Origin of the sequence: Bacillus aerius (genome assembly GCF_029894105.1) — a bacterium.
GTDB lineage: Bacteria > Bacillota > Bacilli > Bacillales > Bacillaceae > Bacillus > Bacillus altitudinis.
In genome coordinates this window covers 1673685-1689965 of record NZ_JARYHO010000001.1, presented here as the reverse complement: position 1 = coordinate 1689965, position 16281 = coordinate 1673685, and the positions used below count along the sequence as shown (strand labels likewise).

General features: G+C 40.9%; 13 protein-coding genes. All 13 read right to left on the bottom strand.

All coding sequences use genetic code 11. The features are described from left to right. Nucleotides 1-154 precede the first annotated feature (154 nt). Nucleotides 155-3199, bottom strand: a complete 3045-nt coding sequence (locus M2353_RS08625) for an efflux RND transporter permease subunit (protein WP_284725255.1) — start codon at nucleotides 3197-3199, stop codon at nucleotides 155-157. Nucleotides 3200-3402: 203 nt separating this feature from the next. Continuing rightward, nucleotides 3403-3663 carry a stage V sporulation protein SpoVS gene (gene spoVS / locus M2353_RS08620; RefSeq protein WP_003211281.1) on the bottom strand — a complete coding sequence of 87 codons (261 nt, stop codon included), beginning with the start codon at nucleotides 3661-3663 and terminating at the stop codon, nucleotides 3403-3405. A gap of 202 nt (nucleotides 3664-3865) precedes the next feature. After that, nucleotides 3866-4660, bottom strand: coding sequence for a TIGR00282 family metallophosphoesterase (locus M2353_RS08615; protein ID WP_019744184.1), 795 nt, complete (start codon nucleotides 4658-4660; stop codon nucleotides 3866-3868). 89 nt (nucleotides 4661-4749) lie between these two features. Next, nucleotides 4750-6312: a ribonuclease Y gene (gene rny / locus M2353_RS08610; RefSeq protein WP_003211958.1), complete on the bottom strand. Its 1563-nt coding sequence runs from the start codon at nucleotides 6310-6312 to the stop codon at nucleotides 4750-4752. Between the two features lie 300 nt (nucleotides 6313-6612). Then, nucleotides 6613-7656: a recombinase RecA gene (gene recA / locus M2353_RS08605; RefSeq protein ID WP_007499478.1), complete on the bottom strand. Its 1044-nt coding sequence runs from the start codon at nucleotides 7654-7656 to the stop codon at nucleotides 6613-6615. Nucleotides 7657-7833: 177 nt separating this feature from the next. Beyond that, nucleotides 7834-9084 (bottom strand): competence/damage-inducible protein A, encoded by a 1251-nt coding sequence (locus M2353_RS08600; protein ID WP_284725254.1) that lies wholly within the window; start codon nucleotides 9082-9084, stop codon nucleotides 7834-7836. Nucleotides 9085-9100: 16 nt separating this feature from the next. Continuing rightward, nucleotides 9101-9682 carry a CDP-diacylglycerol--glycerol-3-phosphate 3-phosphatidyltransferase gene (gene pgsA / locus M2353_RS08595; RefSeq protein WP_008344688.1) on the bottom strand — a complete coding sequence of 194 codons (582 nt, stop codon included), beginning with the start codon at nucleotides 9680-9682 and terminating at the stop codon, nucleotides 9101-9103. A gap of 73 nt (nucleotides 9683-9755) precedes the next feature. Continuing rightward, nucleotides 9756-10667, bottom strand: a complete 912-nt coding sequence (locus M2353_RS08590; protein WP_284725253.1) for a helix-turn-helix domain-containing protein — start codon at nucleotides 10665-10667, stop codon at nucleotides 9756-9758. A gap of 23 nt (nucleotides 10668-10690) precedes the next feature. Continuing rightward, nucleotides 10691-11482, bottom strand: coding sequence for a DUF3388 domain-containing protein (locus tag M2353_RS08585; RefSeq protein ID WP_003211480.1), 792 nt, complete (start codon nucleotides 11480-11482; stop codon nucleotides 10691-10693). 131 nt (nucleotides 11483-11613) lie between these two features. Then, entirely contained in the window at nucleotides 11614-11871 is a 258-nt protein-coding gene (locus M2353_RS08580) for a DUF3243 domain-containing protein (RefSeq protein ID WP_003211590.1), read from the bottom strand. A gap of 72 nt (nucleotides 11872-11943) precedes the next feature. Then, nucleotides 11944-12672 (bottom strand): elongation factor P 5-aminopentanone reductase, encoded by a 729-nt coding sequence (gene ymfI / locus M2353_RS08575; protein ID WP_284725252.1) that lies wholly within the window; start codon nucleotides 12670-12672, stop codon nucleotides 11944-11946. A gap of 29 nt (nucleotides 12673-12701) precedes the next feature. Next, nucleotides 12702-15821 carry an MMPL family transporter gene (locus tag M2353_RS08570; protein WP_284725251.1) on the bottom strand — a complete coding sequence of 1040 codons (3120 nt, stop codon included), beginning with the start codon at nucleotides 15819-15821 and terminating at the stop codon, nucleotides 12702-12704. Continuing rightward, nucleotides 15799-16275 carry a MarR family winged helix-turn-helix transcriptional regulator gene (locus M2353_RS08565; protein WP_024720380.1) on the bottom strand — a complete coding sequence of 159 codons (477 nt, stop codon included), beginning with the start codon at nucleotides 16273-16275 and terminating at the stop codon, nucleotides 15799-15801. Before M2353_RS08565 ends, M2353_RS08570 begins: the two co-directional genes overlap by 23 nt. Nucleotides 16276-16281: the final 6 nt, after the last annotated feature.

The window sequence follows — 16281 nt, the reverse complement described above, 5'->3', positions numbered from 1 at the left end:
AAACTTCTCCCAATCCGATCTTATCATGTCTTATTTTAGACGTAAATACCACTGTCTTTCAGGAGAAGACAAATGAACACTCCACATATTTTTTTAGATATTTTTCTAAAAAAAAAGCAAATCTCCTTTTATTCGGAGATTTGCTTTTAAGTTGTCAGCGTTTTTTTGAAACGGCTACATATAAAGCCGGCACAATCAGTAGTGTCAGAATCGTTGAGAAAAAGACACCTGATACGATGCAGATCGCTAGCGGCTTAAAGAGTGGGTCATTACTTAAAGCAACGGGCATAAGAGCGACAAGTGCTGTAAATGCTGTCAGCAAAATAGGTCTAATCCTTGCCCTCCCCGCTTCAATCACAGCTGCCTGTTGATCGAGACCTTGCTTGCGCCTCTGTTCAATAAATTCAAACAAAACGACCGCATTTCGGACAACAATACCTGCCAATGAGACAATCCCCATTGTGGCCATAAAGCTAAACGGCGTTTGAGTGACAAATAGTCCAATAATGACTCCGGATATCGCTAAGTAAACCGTTCCAAGAACTAAAAGCGGCAGCATGAGTGAATTGAACTGGAAAGCGATGGTCACATAAATGAGCAGCAGGACTACCCCAAATAAGAGACTAATTTCAATAAAGAATTGGGTTTGATCTTCATTTTCTCCGCCCTGAGAAATGGTCAAATTCTTCGTTGCATCGCTTTTCCCAACTTCATTTATGACTTCTGTCATATCGTCTTTAAACGTATCTGATGTGCCAGGATATGCCTTTAACGTGATCGTCGGCATCCCGTTTTCATGCGGAATGCTTTCATACTGCTCTGTTTCTTTTTCCTTTACGTATCGGCTAAGCGGCTCAAGTTGAGGCATGCCACCCTCATTTGTACTCACAGGCACCTTGATGTCTTTTAGCTTCAGTCCGTTTTGATGTGTGCTCATGTCTTGTTTCACTACGAGGTCGATGTCATCTGTTCCTTGTTTAAAGGTGCCTAATGGAATTCCTTCTGTGACAAGGCCAAGCTGTCTGCTGACAAACTGAGCAGTGAGCCCATCCTCTGCCATTCGGTCACGATTCAATTCAAATGAGATGGTTTTCACCGGTTGATTGACATCGTCTGTGATCAGACTTGCTCCGCTTTCTTTCATTTCTTTTGTGAGCTTCTCTTTCACATCCACGAGCTTTGAAAATTGTTCTCCTGCAATGGTTACGGTCACAGGCGCCCCAGTTGGCGGTCCTTGAACAATGGTTTTCATAAAGATATCAGCATCTTTAAATTTCTTTCGCAATGGCTCTGTCATACGATCGATCAATGCTTTGCTTGTCATCTGCTCATTGTCTACTCTGACAACAACCTGACCCGTATGATCACTTGCGTTTGAGATACTTTCATTAAACAAGTTCGGCACACCGCCGCCTGCAAAAATGGCCGTCTCTTCAATGCCTTTTTGCTGTTTGATCTCTTGTTCTATTTTCTCTAATGTGTCATTCGTTTTATCTAAGGTTGTTTCACTTGGCAGTGTCACAGTGACAACAACCTCTTTCTTATTCGCCGCAGGGAAAAACTCAAATGGTGTGGCGAAAATAAGCAAAAAGGCAAGTGTGGCAACGAGCAAACCACTTAATCCAATGAGAAGTGGTCGCTTCACGATGTTTGTCAGTACTCGATCTGCATAAAAATCGGCTAACCTTTTTAATGGTTTGCCTAAGAAACCAGGTTCCTTTTGAATCTTCTTGTTCTTTCTTTTTCGATTTGCTGTATATTGATACACTGGCACAAGTGTCAATGAAATGACCATTGACGCAAGTACAGTTGTGACTAGAACAGACGGTAACGCTCGAATAAATGAACCGTTCGCACCAGAAAGGAAAACAAGCGGCAAGAAAGCAAAGACAACAGCCAGCGTTGACGTCAAAATGGATCCAGCCACTTCTTTTACACCTGCAATTGTTCCTTTAAGCGGACTTTCGTATTTTTTCATCTGCCTTAAAATATTATCGTTGACGACAATGGCGTCATCTACAAGTATCCCTAGCGCAATGATAAAGCCAATAATTGAAATTTGATTAAGGTCCACTTGTAAAAAAGGCAGCGGGATGGTTCCGATCGTTATGGATAGCGGAATCGCAAGTGAAACGATAAACGCACCACCAATGGTTAGACCAAGTGTGGTGACGACAATGACGGCGATGACGGCCACGATCGCTTCTTTGATTAAATCGTTAAAAATGGCATCTACTTCACTTTTTTGTGAATAGTAGTCTATCCAATCCACACCATTTGGCAGCTCTTTCTCTTTTTCAATGACCGCACTGACTTTGTCATACATTTTAGGTATATCCAGTCCTGGCTTAATATTGACTGTAAATGAATAGGCTGGCTTTCCGTTATATGAAACGATATCACTTTTCTCTTTTTCTACTTCTTTTAAACGACCAAGCTCACCGATTGTAACAGGCTCTCGGCTCGTTTTTGAGAAAATCTCAATCTTTTTCATTTGATCTAAACGATCATAGGCATCAATGGACAGCTTGACCTTTTCTCCATCTGCCTGGACGTCACCTAGAGGGGATGTGTCAAATTCTTGATTGATGGCATTTGTGACATCGGTCACGTTTAACCCGTTATCCTCCAGTTTACTTGAATCCAAGTTCAATATTGCTTGTTTGTCATTGAACCCTTTGATGACGACACCATCAACACCTTTGATGTCCTCCACTTTTTCTTTTAACGCACGCAGCGATTCCTGACTTTTTGCTAAATCAGATGAGTTACTTGCTACAATCATATAAGAACCAACTGGCACGTTGCCAAACTCATCCTTTACATCTGGCTCCATCACACCATCTGGAAAAGAAGAGGCGGCATTTGTGGTTTCACTCTTGATTTGACTTGCCACCTTTTGAAAATCGGCTTGATCATCAATTTCAAGCACAATATTTGAGAAACCAATAGCAGAAACAGAGCTTGTCTTCTCTACACCATTGATATCAGAAATAGCCGACTCGAGCTTATTGGTGACATCACTTTCTACCTGTTTTGCATCAGCACCAGGGAAAACAGTCGAAATGGTTACAATATTTGCTTGAAACTCTGGCAGTTCTCGTTTAGGAAGCTGTGTAAACAAATAACCTCCAGCAATGAGAACGATAAAAAATAAAATAAAAACAAGCTTTCCTCTTTTCAAAAAAGCTTCAATCATTATTTCACCTACTTAAATATTTATTTTTGATGAAGTATTTTCAACTTAATCTTAATTTATCATCATGGTGAAAAAATGCAAGCTCTAATATGTCATTTTCTATCTATTTTGTGAAAGAAATATGTTATATGAGAAATGTATAGCGGTAAACAAAAACAACCTGCTTACATGATGTAAGCAGGTTGAAAATAATAAAATTAGAATTATCGTGGTTCAACAATCAGTTTGATTGCTGTTCTTTCTTCTCCATCGATAAGAATGTCAGTAAAGGCTGGAATGCATATCAAATCCACTCCGCTAGGCGCAACAAATCCCCTTGCAATGGCGACAGCCTTGACCGCCTGATTCAGTGCTCCAGCGCCGATAGCCTGTATTTCCGCTGCACCGCGTTCACGTAAAACGCCGGCTAATGCTCCTGCTACTGAATTTGGATTTGACTTTGCTGAAACTTTTAAAATTTCCATTTTTGCTCCCCCTTAAATTTACAATGGATAAGTGAGTGTTCATTAGAACAATCTTTGTTAGATGTTGCTATTTTTTTGAAAATCCATCCCCAAAATGTTTTTCAAAAATAGCAGGCTACCTACCATTTTTACTATATTCACGATAGAGGGCGCATATTCCTTCTTTCTGATTAATATTTTTCTGAAATAAATATGTGAATATTTATTCAAAGAAAATATGGTCATCATTTATCAAAATTCGATCAATTTTGACAGCTTTTTTCGACGGTTCGTCAATTTCTACGATCACTGCACTTAATGTCGTGCGGCCTTCTGCAATTTCAAAACGAACAGGGAGGCTCGTTTTAAATCGTTTAATAATCGTTTCCCGATCAACACCTAAAATACCGTCATAAGGACCAGTCATGCCTACATCCGAAATATAAGCAGTTCCTTTTGGCAAGACGCGGTTATCTGCTGTTTGAACATGTGTATGTGTTCCAACGACACATGATGCACGGCCGTCTGTATACCAGCCCATTGCTTGTTTTTCACTTGTGGCTTCACCATGAAAATCAATAAAAATAAACGGTGTACGTTTTGAAGCTTCTGCTATGAGCTCATCTACTTTTTGAAATGGGCAGTCAATCGGAGGTAAAAATGTGCGGCCTTGCAAGTTGATGACAGCTAGTTCTTTACCTTGTTTTTTAATAAAAGTGAGCCCTTTCCCTGGTGTACCTTGCGGGAAGTTTGCCGGACGAACAATATGGGGTGCATCATCGATGAAATCGAAAATGTCTCTTTTATCCCATGTATGGTTCCCCATCGTGAGCACATCAGCCCCAGCTTGAAGCAGCTCGTGATAGATTTTCTCTGTGAGTCCTTTCCCATGAGCCGCATTTTCTCCATTGACAATCGTAAAGTGTGGCTGGTATTTTTTCTTTAGCTTTGGCAAGTATTCTTTCAGTGTATCTCTGCCAGGTGAACCAACGATATCTCCAACAAATAATATTTTCATACGTTTTGAACCCTTTCTCTTATAAAATGATCTTCTTATCAGTGTTGCATATTTACACAAAAAAATAAAGCGGCGCTAAGCGCACCGCTCTATTTTGCATACTCTACTGCGCGAGTTTCTCGAATAACTGTCACTTTAATGTGACCAGGGTAATCGAGCTCGTCCTCAATCCGCTTACGAATATCCCTTGCTAGACGGTGAGCTTCAAGATCATTAATTGAATCTGGCTTCACCATAATACGCACTTCACGTCCAGCTTGTATCGCAAACGATTTTTCAACACCTTCATAAGATTCAGAGATGTCTTCTAATTTCTCAAGTCTCCGAATGTAATTTTCAAGCGTCTCACTTCTTGCACCAGGGCGTGCTGCAGATAATGCATCGGCTGCCGCAACAAGAACAGCGATAATAGATGTCGGTTCTTGGTCACCATGGTGAGATGCAATACTGTTGATGACAACAGGATGCTCTTTATATTTCGTCGCAAGCTCAACGCCAATTTCCACGTGGCTTCCTTCTACTTCATGATCAATGGCTTTTCCAATGTCATGCAGAAGACCTGCTCGTTTTGCAAGCTTTGCATCTTCTCCAAGCTCTGAAGCCATGAGACCTGCAAGATGTGCAACCTCAATTGAATGCTTCAGGACATTTTGTCCATAACTTGTACGGAATTTTAAGCGACCGAGAATTTTGATGAGATCCGGATGCAAACCGTGAACTCCGACTTCAAATGTCGTTTGCTCACCCATCTCGCGGATATAATCATCGACTTCACGGCGTGATTTTTCCACCATTTCTTCAATTCGTGCAGGATGAATACGTCCATCCTGGACTAGCTTGTCCAGAGCTATCCTCGCTGTTTCACGTCTTATCGGATCAAAGCCCGATAAGATGACAGCTTCAGGTGTATCATCAATGATCAGGTCAATACCTGTTAACGTTTCTAACGTACGGATATTTCGTCCCTCACGTCCGATAATACGACCTTTCATCTCATCATTTGGAAGATTGACTACAGATACTGTTGTTTCAGCTACATGATCAGCTGCACAACGCTGTAACGCAAGTGAAAGAATGTTTTTCGCTTTTTTATCAGCCTCTTCTTTCGCCCGGTTTTCAGATTCTTTCGTCATGACTGCAATGTCGTGGGAAAGCTCATTTTCAACTTGATCCAGAATGATTTGTTTCGCTTCATCTCGAGTTAGACTAGAAATACGCTCCAACTCAGCTTTCTGCAAACGAATCATATCATCCACTTTGCTTTCCATCTCTTCAATATGTTGTTGTCGTTCATTCAGAGAATGATCTCTCTTCTCCAACAGGGACTCCCGTTTATCTAAAGATTCATCCTTGCGATCAAGGTTTTCCTCTTTTTGAAGTAAACGGTTTTCTTGTCTTTGAAGCTCATTACGTCTTTCACGAACTTCTTGCTCCGCCTCTACACGAAACGAATGAATTTCATCTTTCGCTTCTAAGAGCGCTTCTTTCTTCAATGCTTCCGCATCACGCTTTGCATCCTCAACAATTTGTTCGGCCATGTTTCTTGCGCCGGATATTTTTGCTTCTGCAATGGTTTTACGAACAAAGTAGCCAACAACTAAACAGATTAGGCTCAGCAAAATGGAGATGATCGTAAACATCGTAGGCGACATATTTTCACCTCCTCTTGCTATGAACTTGGTTTTACAAATAAAGTGTCGGCATGTACATTGTTTTGTGTCTCAACATACAGGGCCTTCACAGGGAATGAGATCCTCACTGCCCTTGTCAAGTTTAAATTAGTTATCAATCATGTTAAGAAAAACAAGTGATACATTCCCATTGTAATTGTGTCGGAAATACTTGTCAAGCTAGTCAGACTAAGGCGTAAGTCGTTATTTCAAGCAAAGACAGAACTTTTGACCCGCTAGCTGTTATGTAATTGTAAAAAAAAGACGCTTTTCAGCGTCTTTTTAGTCATTCAATTCCAATTCTTCTTGTCCTTCTTCGTCAGTTGATTTCACTCCGTTTGTATCCAAACCGTAGTGTTCCCTGATCTGCTCCTGAATCATAAGAAGAATGTCCTTATTCTCTTTTAGGAATTGCTTCGCATTTTCACGTCCTTGTCCAAGACGTTCCTCTTGATAAGAATACCAAGCCCCGCTCTTTTGTACGATATCTAGTTCGCTTCCAAGGTCGATGATTTCTCCCTCTTTCGAGATACCTTCACCGTACATAATGTCTACTTCGGCAATACGGAATGGTGGTGCCACTTTGTTTTTCACAACTTTAATTCTCGTTTTGTTCCCCATGATGTCGTTCCCTTGTTTCAACTGTTCAGCACGGCGTACTTCTAAACGAACAGATGAATAGAACTTAAGTGCACGTCCACCAGGCGTTGTTTCAGGATTACCAAACATAACCCCTACTTTTTCACGAATTTGGTTAATAAAGATCGCAATTGTTTTTGATTTGTTGATAGCACCAGATAGTTTACGAAGTGCTTGAGACATCAAACGTGCTTGAAGACCAACGTGTGAATCTCCCATGTCTCCTTCGATCTCTGCTTTTGGTACAAGAGCAGCTACTGAGTCAATGACAACAATATCAACTGCACCACTACGAACAAGTGCTTCTGCAATTTCAAGTGCTTGTTCTCCTGTATCCGGCTGAGAAAGTAACAACTCATCAATGTTGACACCTAATTTTTGAGCGTAAACTGGATCTAGCGCATGCTCCGCATCGATAAATGCAGCTTGTCCTCCCTGCTGCTGAACCTCAGCAATCGCATGAAGTGCTACTGTCGTTTTACCAGAACTCTCTGGACCATATACTTCAATAATACGGCCGCGAGGGTATCCACCTATTCCAAGCGCAGTATCAAGTGCTAACGAACCACTAGGTACTGTTGAAATACGTGTATCTGTTTGCTCTCCTAGTTTCATAATAGAGCCTTTACCAAACTGTTTTTCTATTTGTTTAAGAGCCATATCTAAGGCTGCTTGACGATCACTCATTCTATTGTTTCCTCCTTTATCAATTCCACTATCTATACTATACCTTGTTTTACGTCATTTGCCAAGAAAAAAACGAACACATATTCGATTTTTTCTTGGCAGATTATTTAAGAAAAGAGCTGTTTCTATTAGAAAAAACGCTCTTTTATAAAGGAGTAAACCTCATAAAAAACAAAATTAACTATCTTTTAATAATTTGAGAAGGTGGTGCAAACCATATTTCACAGCACGCTTGCGAATGCCTGATCGACTGCCAGTAAACATCCATTCAAACACGTCTGTCTGGTCTTTTGTCGATAGCCCGATAAATACTTTTCCAACCGGCTGTCCTTCGTGTGGTTCAGGACCTGCCACACCTGTAAAGCTAATACCGATATCGCTTCCCGTCAGTTTTCTAACGCCTTCTGCGAGCTCTAACGCACACTCTTTGCTGACAGCACCATGAGAAGACAATGTTTCTTCACGGCAGCCCAGCACTTGCTGCTTGACTTGATTTGTGTAACAAACCACACTGCCGTTTAAAATGGATGATGCCCCTTCGAGATCTGTCATCCACTCTGAAAACATACCACCAGTCAGGCTTTCAGCCGCTGCTACTGTTTTCCCGTGTTCATGCAAGGCCTTTGAAGCTTCAAAGGCAAGAGATGTATTACCATATCCGTAGAAGTACTCGCCGACCCGTTCTAAAATTTGTGCTTCTGTTTCTTTTAACAGACGCTCTGTTTCTTTTTCATCCTCATGCTTGGCTGTCAGCCTTAGCGTCACTTCCCCGTCAGCTGCAAGCGGTGCAATCGTTGGATTGGTCTGTGCATCAATTAAATCTTCAAGATCTGTTTCCAGCTGAGATTCACCGATGCCAAAGAAACGCAAGACAACAGACACGATTTTTTCCTTTAGGCCGAGTTTTTCAGAAATAAGCGGCTTCGCTTCGTTTTCAAACATCGGGTGCAATTCACTTGGCGGTCCAGGGAGCAGAATGTAAAACGTATCTCCCTCTTGTATAAACATACCAGGTGCCATTCCGAAACGGTTTACGAGCACATCAGATCCCTCTAGAACGAGCGCCTGTTTACGGTTGTTCGGCGACATATCGCGTCCGGTTTTACGGAAGTATTCTTGAATAGACTCAAATGCTTCTTCATTTAGCACAAGCTCTTTACCGAGCGTACTCGCAATGGTTTCTTTTGTTAAATCGTCTTTCGTTGGTCCAAGACCACCTGAGAAGATAATAAAATTCGATCTTTCCTGTGCCACTTGAATGGCCCTTTTTAAACGCTCTGGATTGTCACCAACTGCTGTGTGGTAATAAACATTCACACCAATTTCAGCTAGTTGTTTGCTGATGAATTGTGCATTCGTATTCGTAATTTGCCCTAGCAAAAGTTCGGAACCGACTGCAATAATTTCTGCTTTTCTCTCTGACTTCAAAGCGTACACGTCCTTTTTAGTTAGAATTCTTTAAGGCTTCCCAGTTTTTCGCAAAGTAATCCCATCCTGAGACAACAGTGAAGAACACAGCTACCCACATGGCAAGATCACCAAAAGGGAATGATACAAGTTCAAACGGCAGGTTATGCAAAAGAAGTGCCGAAATCGCAATGATTTGCGCCCACGTCTTCACTTTTCCAAGCATATTGGCTGCGACCACTTCACCGCCTCCAGCTAAGACAAGCCTTAGGCCCGTTACAGCAAATTCACGGCTAATGATCACAATTGCCATCCATGCCGGTGTGAGATTGTATTGAACAAGTATAATTAAAGCCGCTGAAACAAGCAATTTATCTGCAAGCGGATCTAAAAATTTACCAAAGTTTGTGACTAAATTGAGCTTACGTGCATAGTAACCATCAATCCAGTCGGTTGTCGAAGCGACAATAAACAAGATCGCTCCAACAAGGTGAGTGACTTCGATGCTGACGTCACCAAAGCGCGCGACACCCCAATCTAATGGAGCAAGCATAATCAACATAAACACAGGAATCAAGGCGATCCTAGAAAGAGTTATTTTATTCGGTAAGTTAAACATGAATTCCAATCCTCCAATAAAGCATTTTTTTATGTATATAATAGTAGGAACAAAAGAAAAGTCATCTACTTGCTTAAGATGACTTTTCCTTTCCTTTATTCACAATCACAATGTTTTGTGTCATGGTGTTTTTAGGGTCTAATTCGTACTTCAGCGTTTCGTCATTGACTTTGATATCGATTCCTGTTGCATTTCCTAAGCGGATATCGACTTGGGAAAGATCAGTTAAGTCTGTTTTAAACGATTCGCCATCTTTCAATTCACCCATCTTCAGCACTTTTCCAGATTCGTCTCTCACACGAAGCCATGAAGCTTGTGAGGCTGAAATGGTTAGCTCCATCTCTTCTGCACCTGATACTTCATACGTTGTCGTAGAACCCTCTGTATCCGTCGCCTTCAAAGAAACATCTTCATCGTCTTTAGATGAATCCTTTGAGGAATCGTCTTTTTCAGATGATTTTTCTTGATCATCTGACGAAGCTTTATCCTTTTTCTTTTGATCCTTTGCAAGCGATGAATCCTCAGACACTTCGTATTTTGATTCTGATTGCTGAGGAGCCGCCTGATTATTTTTCTGTCCGCTATCATGATTAACCGCTTGAACGATCACATAAATGATAGCGACCACCACAAGGATCCCTCCAATGATTAAAATCGTCGGAAGCAGCTCCAGTACCTTTGAGGCAGGCTTTGGCAGCTCTCTTTGCGGTTTAATATTTGATAATTTATCAGACACTTCATCGTTATACGTACTTGGTACATCTTTACGAAACTCTTCGAACAATTGTTCAGGATTCAGTCCAACGGCTTCGGCATATTGTTTAATAAACGCTCTGACGTAAAATTTACCTGGAATGATATCATAATTTCCTTGTTCTATTGCTAGCAAATAGCGCTTTTGGATTTTGGTAGCCGCCATCAGATCCTCCAGCGACATCCCTTTTTCCTCTCTGGCCTCAACGAGCCGTTTTCCTAATTCAGTCAAAACAAACACCTACCATTACCATATTAAAAATCGAAGCCAGAAAAACCAGAATGATCAAACACTTGTGGTTCTTCAGCGTGCTCGTATGTAATTTCTTCGTCTGCACTATTACGCAATTCAATGATGTAGTCGAAATCATCCATTGTATATTCTGAATTTTGAATAAAGATATCTGGATGCTCTACAACCTTTGTAGCAGGCAGTCTCATAATTTCTCTTAAAAGCTGCAAGTGCTTCTCAGAACCTCTTCTTGTCGACACAATCCCATCAATAATAAAGACGTTATCCGGGCTGTATTCATCTGCAATCAGCTGACTGCGAATGGTCTGTTTCAAAAGAGTCGACGATACAAACAGCCATCTCTTACTTGCACATACACTTGAAGCAACAATTGATTCTGTTTTTCCAACCCGCGGCATTCCGCGAATTCCAATCAATTTATGTCCTTCTTTTTTAAATAATTCAGCCATAAAATCAACAAGTAGACCAAGCTCGTCCCTTTCAAAGCGGAACGTCTTTTTGTCATCCGCATCACGCTGAATGTATCTTCCATGACGAACAGCTAAACGGTCACGAAGTTTTGGCTGTCTTAGTTTCGTTACTTTTATCGTTTCCATTGTATTTAAAATTGATTCAAGCCGCTTAATTTGATCTGTGTGATCACAGCGAAGAAGCATGCCGCGTCTTGATACATCAACACCATTAATTGTCACAATATTAATTGAAAGCATCCCCATTAAAGAAGAAATGTCTCCTAAAAGTCCGGGACGGTTCACCTGTATCTCATATTCAAAATACCATTCGAGCTTTGCCAAATGATATTACCCCCTTCATTGTGGCAAATTTTTACCTTCCTTTATCATAAAGCATTTTCACATTTTTAGAAAGCACAATGTTGTGAAACAGTTAAAATAAAAAGAGAGGCACAAACGACCCCTCTTTTTGTTTAGTGCGAGCTATTATTTTCAACCAGTTTGACCATCATATTGGCAATTGCGCGCTGCTCATCTTCTGATGCGACGCTCCAAAGGTCAGCAAGTACTCTTTCTTGCTCATTCTTTGCTTCAACTTCATTAGCCAGGTATCCGCCAATTTCATACGCAAGGTTATTGATAGTATCATCTTTTAAGCCTTTATCCTGCGCATGATTTAAACGGTCACCTAAAAAGTTTTTCCAATGGTCCCAGTTCTCAAGTACTGACATGTCGATTCCTCCATTCGAAAAGATGAATTACAGCCATAGCTTTTGTCATGGAGTGACGAATTATACACGTTTTTAACAGTACCAGCCGCCATTAACGGATAAAATTTGACCTGTCATATAACTTGACTGCTTTGAGGCGAGAAACCAAATGACATCGGCTATCTCTTCAGGTGCGGCAAGACGGCCGAGTGGAATCTCCTCTTCCATCATCGCAAGGTCTTCTTGTGTGAAGCTTTTCATCATATCAGTCTGAACCGCACCTGGTGAGACTGCATTTGCTCTAATTCCACTTGGGGCAAGCTCTTTGGCAAGCCCTTTAATGAAGGCATTTTGAGCACCCTTGACCATACTGTACAGTACTTCACACGAGGCACCCGTTTCCCCCCATATCGAGCTAACTGCAATAATATGACCTGACTTTTTTTGGATCATGGCAGGCAAAATAGATTGGGTAAGCTCATATGGACTTGTCACATGAAGCTGCACCATGCTGGCTAGAACTTCTTTTTCAGTATCTGTCACTAAACCAACATGACTCTTTCCGCTATTTAAAACAAGAATATCTGGATCAAGCGGCAGGCGGCTGACAAGCTCTGCTGCTCCGCCTGTTTTCGCTAAATCAGCTTGGACGACGTACGTTTCTACTTGATATGTTTCTTTGAGATCAGCGGAAAGACGACTAGCCGCTTGTTCATTTTGATGATAATGGAGCATCAGATGGCAGCCTTCTTGGGCAAGCTTTTTGGCTGTCGCCTGCCCAATTCCGCCACTGGCACCAGTGATCAGTGCCCAACGACTCATACTTTGTTCCTACTTTCTTTATGGAATCCTTATTCTTTTCGTTTAAATGGGAACCAATTCGCTGATCCGAACAATTTGACCATCACAGGTACGAACAATGGTAGCACAACGAGTGCATACAATAAAAGCCCTGTGAGAACAAGTGTTGCAATCTGTAAGAGTGACAATACACCTGATGGCAGCATCGCTGCAAATGTTCCTGCCAAAATGACGGCAGCAGACATAATAACAGATCCCATATTTTTCATTGATTCAGTCATGGCAAACTGAATGTCTTTCGTTTTGTATTCATTGAACCGTTCCATTAAGAAAATCGAATAATCGACTCCTAGTGCCATTAAGATGACAAAGCCAAAGAATGGAACAGCCCAGTTGATACCCGGATATCCGAAGAAATGGGTGAAAATAAATTCTGTTACACCAATGGCGGTAAAGTACGTTAAAATCAGCGATCCAACTAAGTATAGCGGCATCACGAGAGAACGGAAGAGAATCACTAGTATTAAGAAAATACCGATCATCATGTAAAAAACCGTCTTATTGAAGTCTTGGTCTGACAGCTGTTTTAAATCAGCGTTCATACTTGATACACCAGATACGCCAAATGAAACATCTTTTAAGTTTGTTTCAGGAAGTGCACGTTTGACGGAAGCCTCTACTTGTTTAATCGTTTTCATGGCGTCGTTTCCATATGGATTGTCTTCTAAGATGACGTCAATCTTTGTCATCTTGCGGTCATCCGACATATAGGAATCGAACACTTGCTTGAAAGCTTTATTTTTTAGGACATCTTTTGGAATAAACCAACCGGCCATGTCTTGATCTGGTGCGTTTTTCAGTTCATCTAAGTAGTCTCCTGCACCCATTAAGCCGTTTGAAATTTTCTCAAGTCCGTCGACACTTTTGTTTAGACCATCTGTCAGCTTGGTCAGATCGTCACCAAAGCCGCCAATTTTTTCTTTCATTTGTTTTTGACCATTAATGATGTCGCCGGCTCCATTTGCAAGTTTAGGCATACTATCAGCTAGCTGTCCTTGGCCTTTAGACGTTTGATCTAGCCCGTTTTCAATGGCTTCTAAGCCAGCAATCAGCTCATCAATTTGATTTGTAAACACTTTTTGCTGCTCTGAAGCTTTTGCGATAAAAGCATCTGCTGCTTCAAGCTGTTTTTTTGCTTCTTTTGCTTGTTTTGCATAGCTGTCAGCCTGTTTGGCTCCTTCTTGCAAGGTAGTAGAAAGTTCCTTATATGAAGCTTTGATGGCTTGATATGATTGATTTTCTTTCACTTGCGGAATTTGCTCTTCAAGTGTACTGAACTGTTTATTCGCTTGACTGATCAAAGCTTTCACATCCGCTGCGGCAGAGGATGACGTATCGACTTGTGCCAATGCGGCTTTTAATTCTTTGGAAATGCTTTTATACAGTGCCACTTGCTGATTCACTTGTGCGACTTGATCTGTTAATTCTTTTTTCGCACCCTTTATTCTTTCTTTAATTTCAGAAACACCTTTTTTGTTTTGATCAATTCCGTTTTGCAGATCTCTCATCTTTTTTTCGACGTTTTGAATACCTGATTTTACGGATTCGGTTCCAGAAATCAATTTGTTAATGCCTTTTCCAGATGATTTAATTTGTGGTGTTTGATCCTCGATGGATTTACTCATGGTTGTAAGAGCATCTTGGATCTTTTTCAACCCTTCGTTACTTTTATCAAGCCCGCTATTTAGCTCTTTGGCTTGAGATTTCACGTACAGATCATTCAGTCCTTTTCCAACAGGGCGTGTCGCACTTCTTACTTTACTCACGCCATCTGTTTGTTCAATCGCACGACTGAGTTTTTCAACAGCAATCAGACCTTCGTTATTGTCTAAAAGATCAGATGATTTCACGACAACTGTTGCTGGAAGGGCTTCACCTGGTCCAAATTTGTCAGAGATCGTATTAAATGCATTGACGGATTCGTATTTATTGCCGATTTCGTCTAGGTTGTTATATGAAAGTGTTCCTTTATACATAAGAATCGCTGGAAGGGTAATAATTGCAACGATTAGCAAGCTGAGAAGTGGTTTCTTAAATGAAAAACGACCGGCTGTTTCCCACATTTTCGATTGCGGGTGGGCAATATCGCCTTTGATCGGCCAAAATAACACTTTTCCTAAAACCGCCATAAAGAATGGAACGACAGTGAGCAGTGCCACAATTAACACGGCGACACCAACCGCCACGGCGACAGCTGATTTATACAGTTGGAATTGGGCTAAACCGATACACGTAAAACCAATGAGGACAGCAATTCCGCTGAATAAAACGGTTTTACCTGCCGTCTTATATGTTGTAATAATCGCCTCAATCTTATCTTTTCCGTGAGATAGTTCTTCTTTAAACCGGCTTAGCAACAGGATGCAGTAGTCGGTTCCAATCCCAAACATGATGGCGACCATAAAAATTTGGGTAAAGGTTGAGAGCGGAAAATCAACATACTTTACTAGGTAAGCCACAATGGATTGGCTGACCAAATAGGAAAGCGCCACGGCCACTAAAGGAACGAACGGTGCCACTGCAGATCTAAAGACAAGCACAAGAACAATTAAAATAAACCCAATTGTAATGAATTCCGTTTTTTTCAGACCTTCTTGTGAGCTTGTGATGACATCATCGTCGATTAGCGGCTGCCCTGTCATTTCAAATTTCAGGTTCAGGCTCTTAAGCTTTTCATTGACTCTTTCTTTAAAATCGGATGCTTTGATTTTGTTCGAGTCGTATGTAACTGGAACAAGAAGTGTTGTTTGATCTTTAGAGAGCATCTGTTTTTTAATATCTTTGTTTGCATCAAAATAAGAAGTGATGTCTTCCACATGGAGATCTTGATCCTTTTCTAAAATCTCCATCGCTTTCTTTAAAGAGGCTTCTCTTTCTTTGACGATATCCTTTCCTTGAAAGACAATGACGATCGATTTTTCCGTATCCCCATTTTCAGACATGTTCTTTAATAATTGATCGGCGTAGGAAGAAGGATAACCATCTGGAACAGAAATCTGCCCTTTTTCTTTTGTTAATTGCGCCATATTAGGAGCGGTGATTAATAATACAGCCGCTAGTACGACCCAAAGGATCGTGATCAGCCATCTACCCTTTATGATTGCTCTCATTACTATGTTGTGCCTCCTCTTCGATGATAATTTGATAAATCTTTTCATATGTTTGAATAAATGATTCTATTTCTTTTTCATCAAATTTTTCTAAATATGACCGAACAAGATCCTGAAGCTGCTTTTCCATTCGGCTGACCACTTCTTTTCCTTCGGGTGTCACATAAAGATGAACGTTTCTTCGATCAGCTTGATCATGCTCTCGATAAATATAATCTTTATTAAAAAGACGATTGGTCATGGATGTCACAGCACTTTTGTTGACATTACATTCGATGGCAAGGTCTGTTGATGTACATCCTGGGTGTAAATTGATGTATCGAAGCGAGTAATATTGATCAAGTGTCAGTTCTTTATCCAGCTTTTCCGTGATCATACTCGATACTTTTTTCTCCATCATGAGATAGACGTCCGCATATCTCTGGATGAGCTGGGCAATTTTATTTTGTACCATATGCTG

Coding starts and splice junctions, on each gene's coding strand:
- M2353_RS08625 (WP_284725255.1), bottom strand. CDS start 3,199: ATGATTGAAGCTTTTTTGAAAAGAGGAAAGCTTGTTTTTATTTTATTT.
- spoVS (WP_003211281.1), bottom strand. CDS start 3,663: ATGGAAATTTTAAAAGTTTCAGCAAAGTCAAATCCAAATTCAGTAGCA.
- M2353_RS08615 (WP_019744184.1), bottom strand. CDS start 4,660: ATGAAAATATTATTTGTTGGAGATATCGTTGGTTCACCTGGCAGAGAT.
- rny (WP_003211958.1), bottom strand. CDS start 6,312: ATGTCGCCTACGATGTTTACGATCATCTCCATTTTGCTGAGCCTAATC.
- recA (WP_007499478.1), bottom strand. CDS start 7,656: ATGAGTGATCGTCAAGCAGCCTTAGATATGGCTCTTAAACAAATAGAA.
- pgsA (WP_008344688.1), bottom strand. CDS start 9,682: ATGTTTAACTTACCGAATAAAATAACTCTTTCTAGGATCGCCTTGATT.
- M2353_RS08580 (WP_003211590.1), bottom strand. CDS start 11,871: ATGTCAGTACTTGAGAACTGGGACCATTGGAAAAACTTTTTAGGTGAC.
- ymfI (WP_284725252.1), bottom strand. CDS start 12,672: ATGAGTCGTTGGGCACTGATCACTGGTGCCAGTGGCGGAATTGGGCAG.
- M2353_RS08570 (WP_284725251.1), bottom strand. CDS start 15,821: ATGAGAGCAATCATAAAGGGTAGATGGCTGATCACGATCCTTTGGGTC.
- M2353_RS08565 (WP_024720380.1), bottom strand. CDS start 16,275: ATGGTACAAAATAAAATTGCCCAGCTCATCCAGAGATATGCGGACGTC.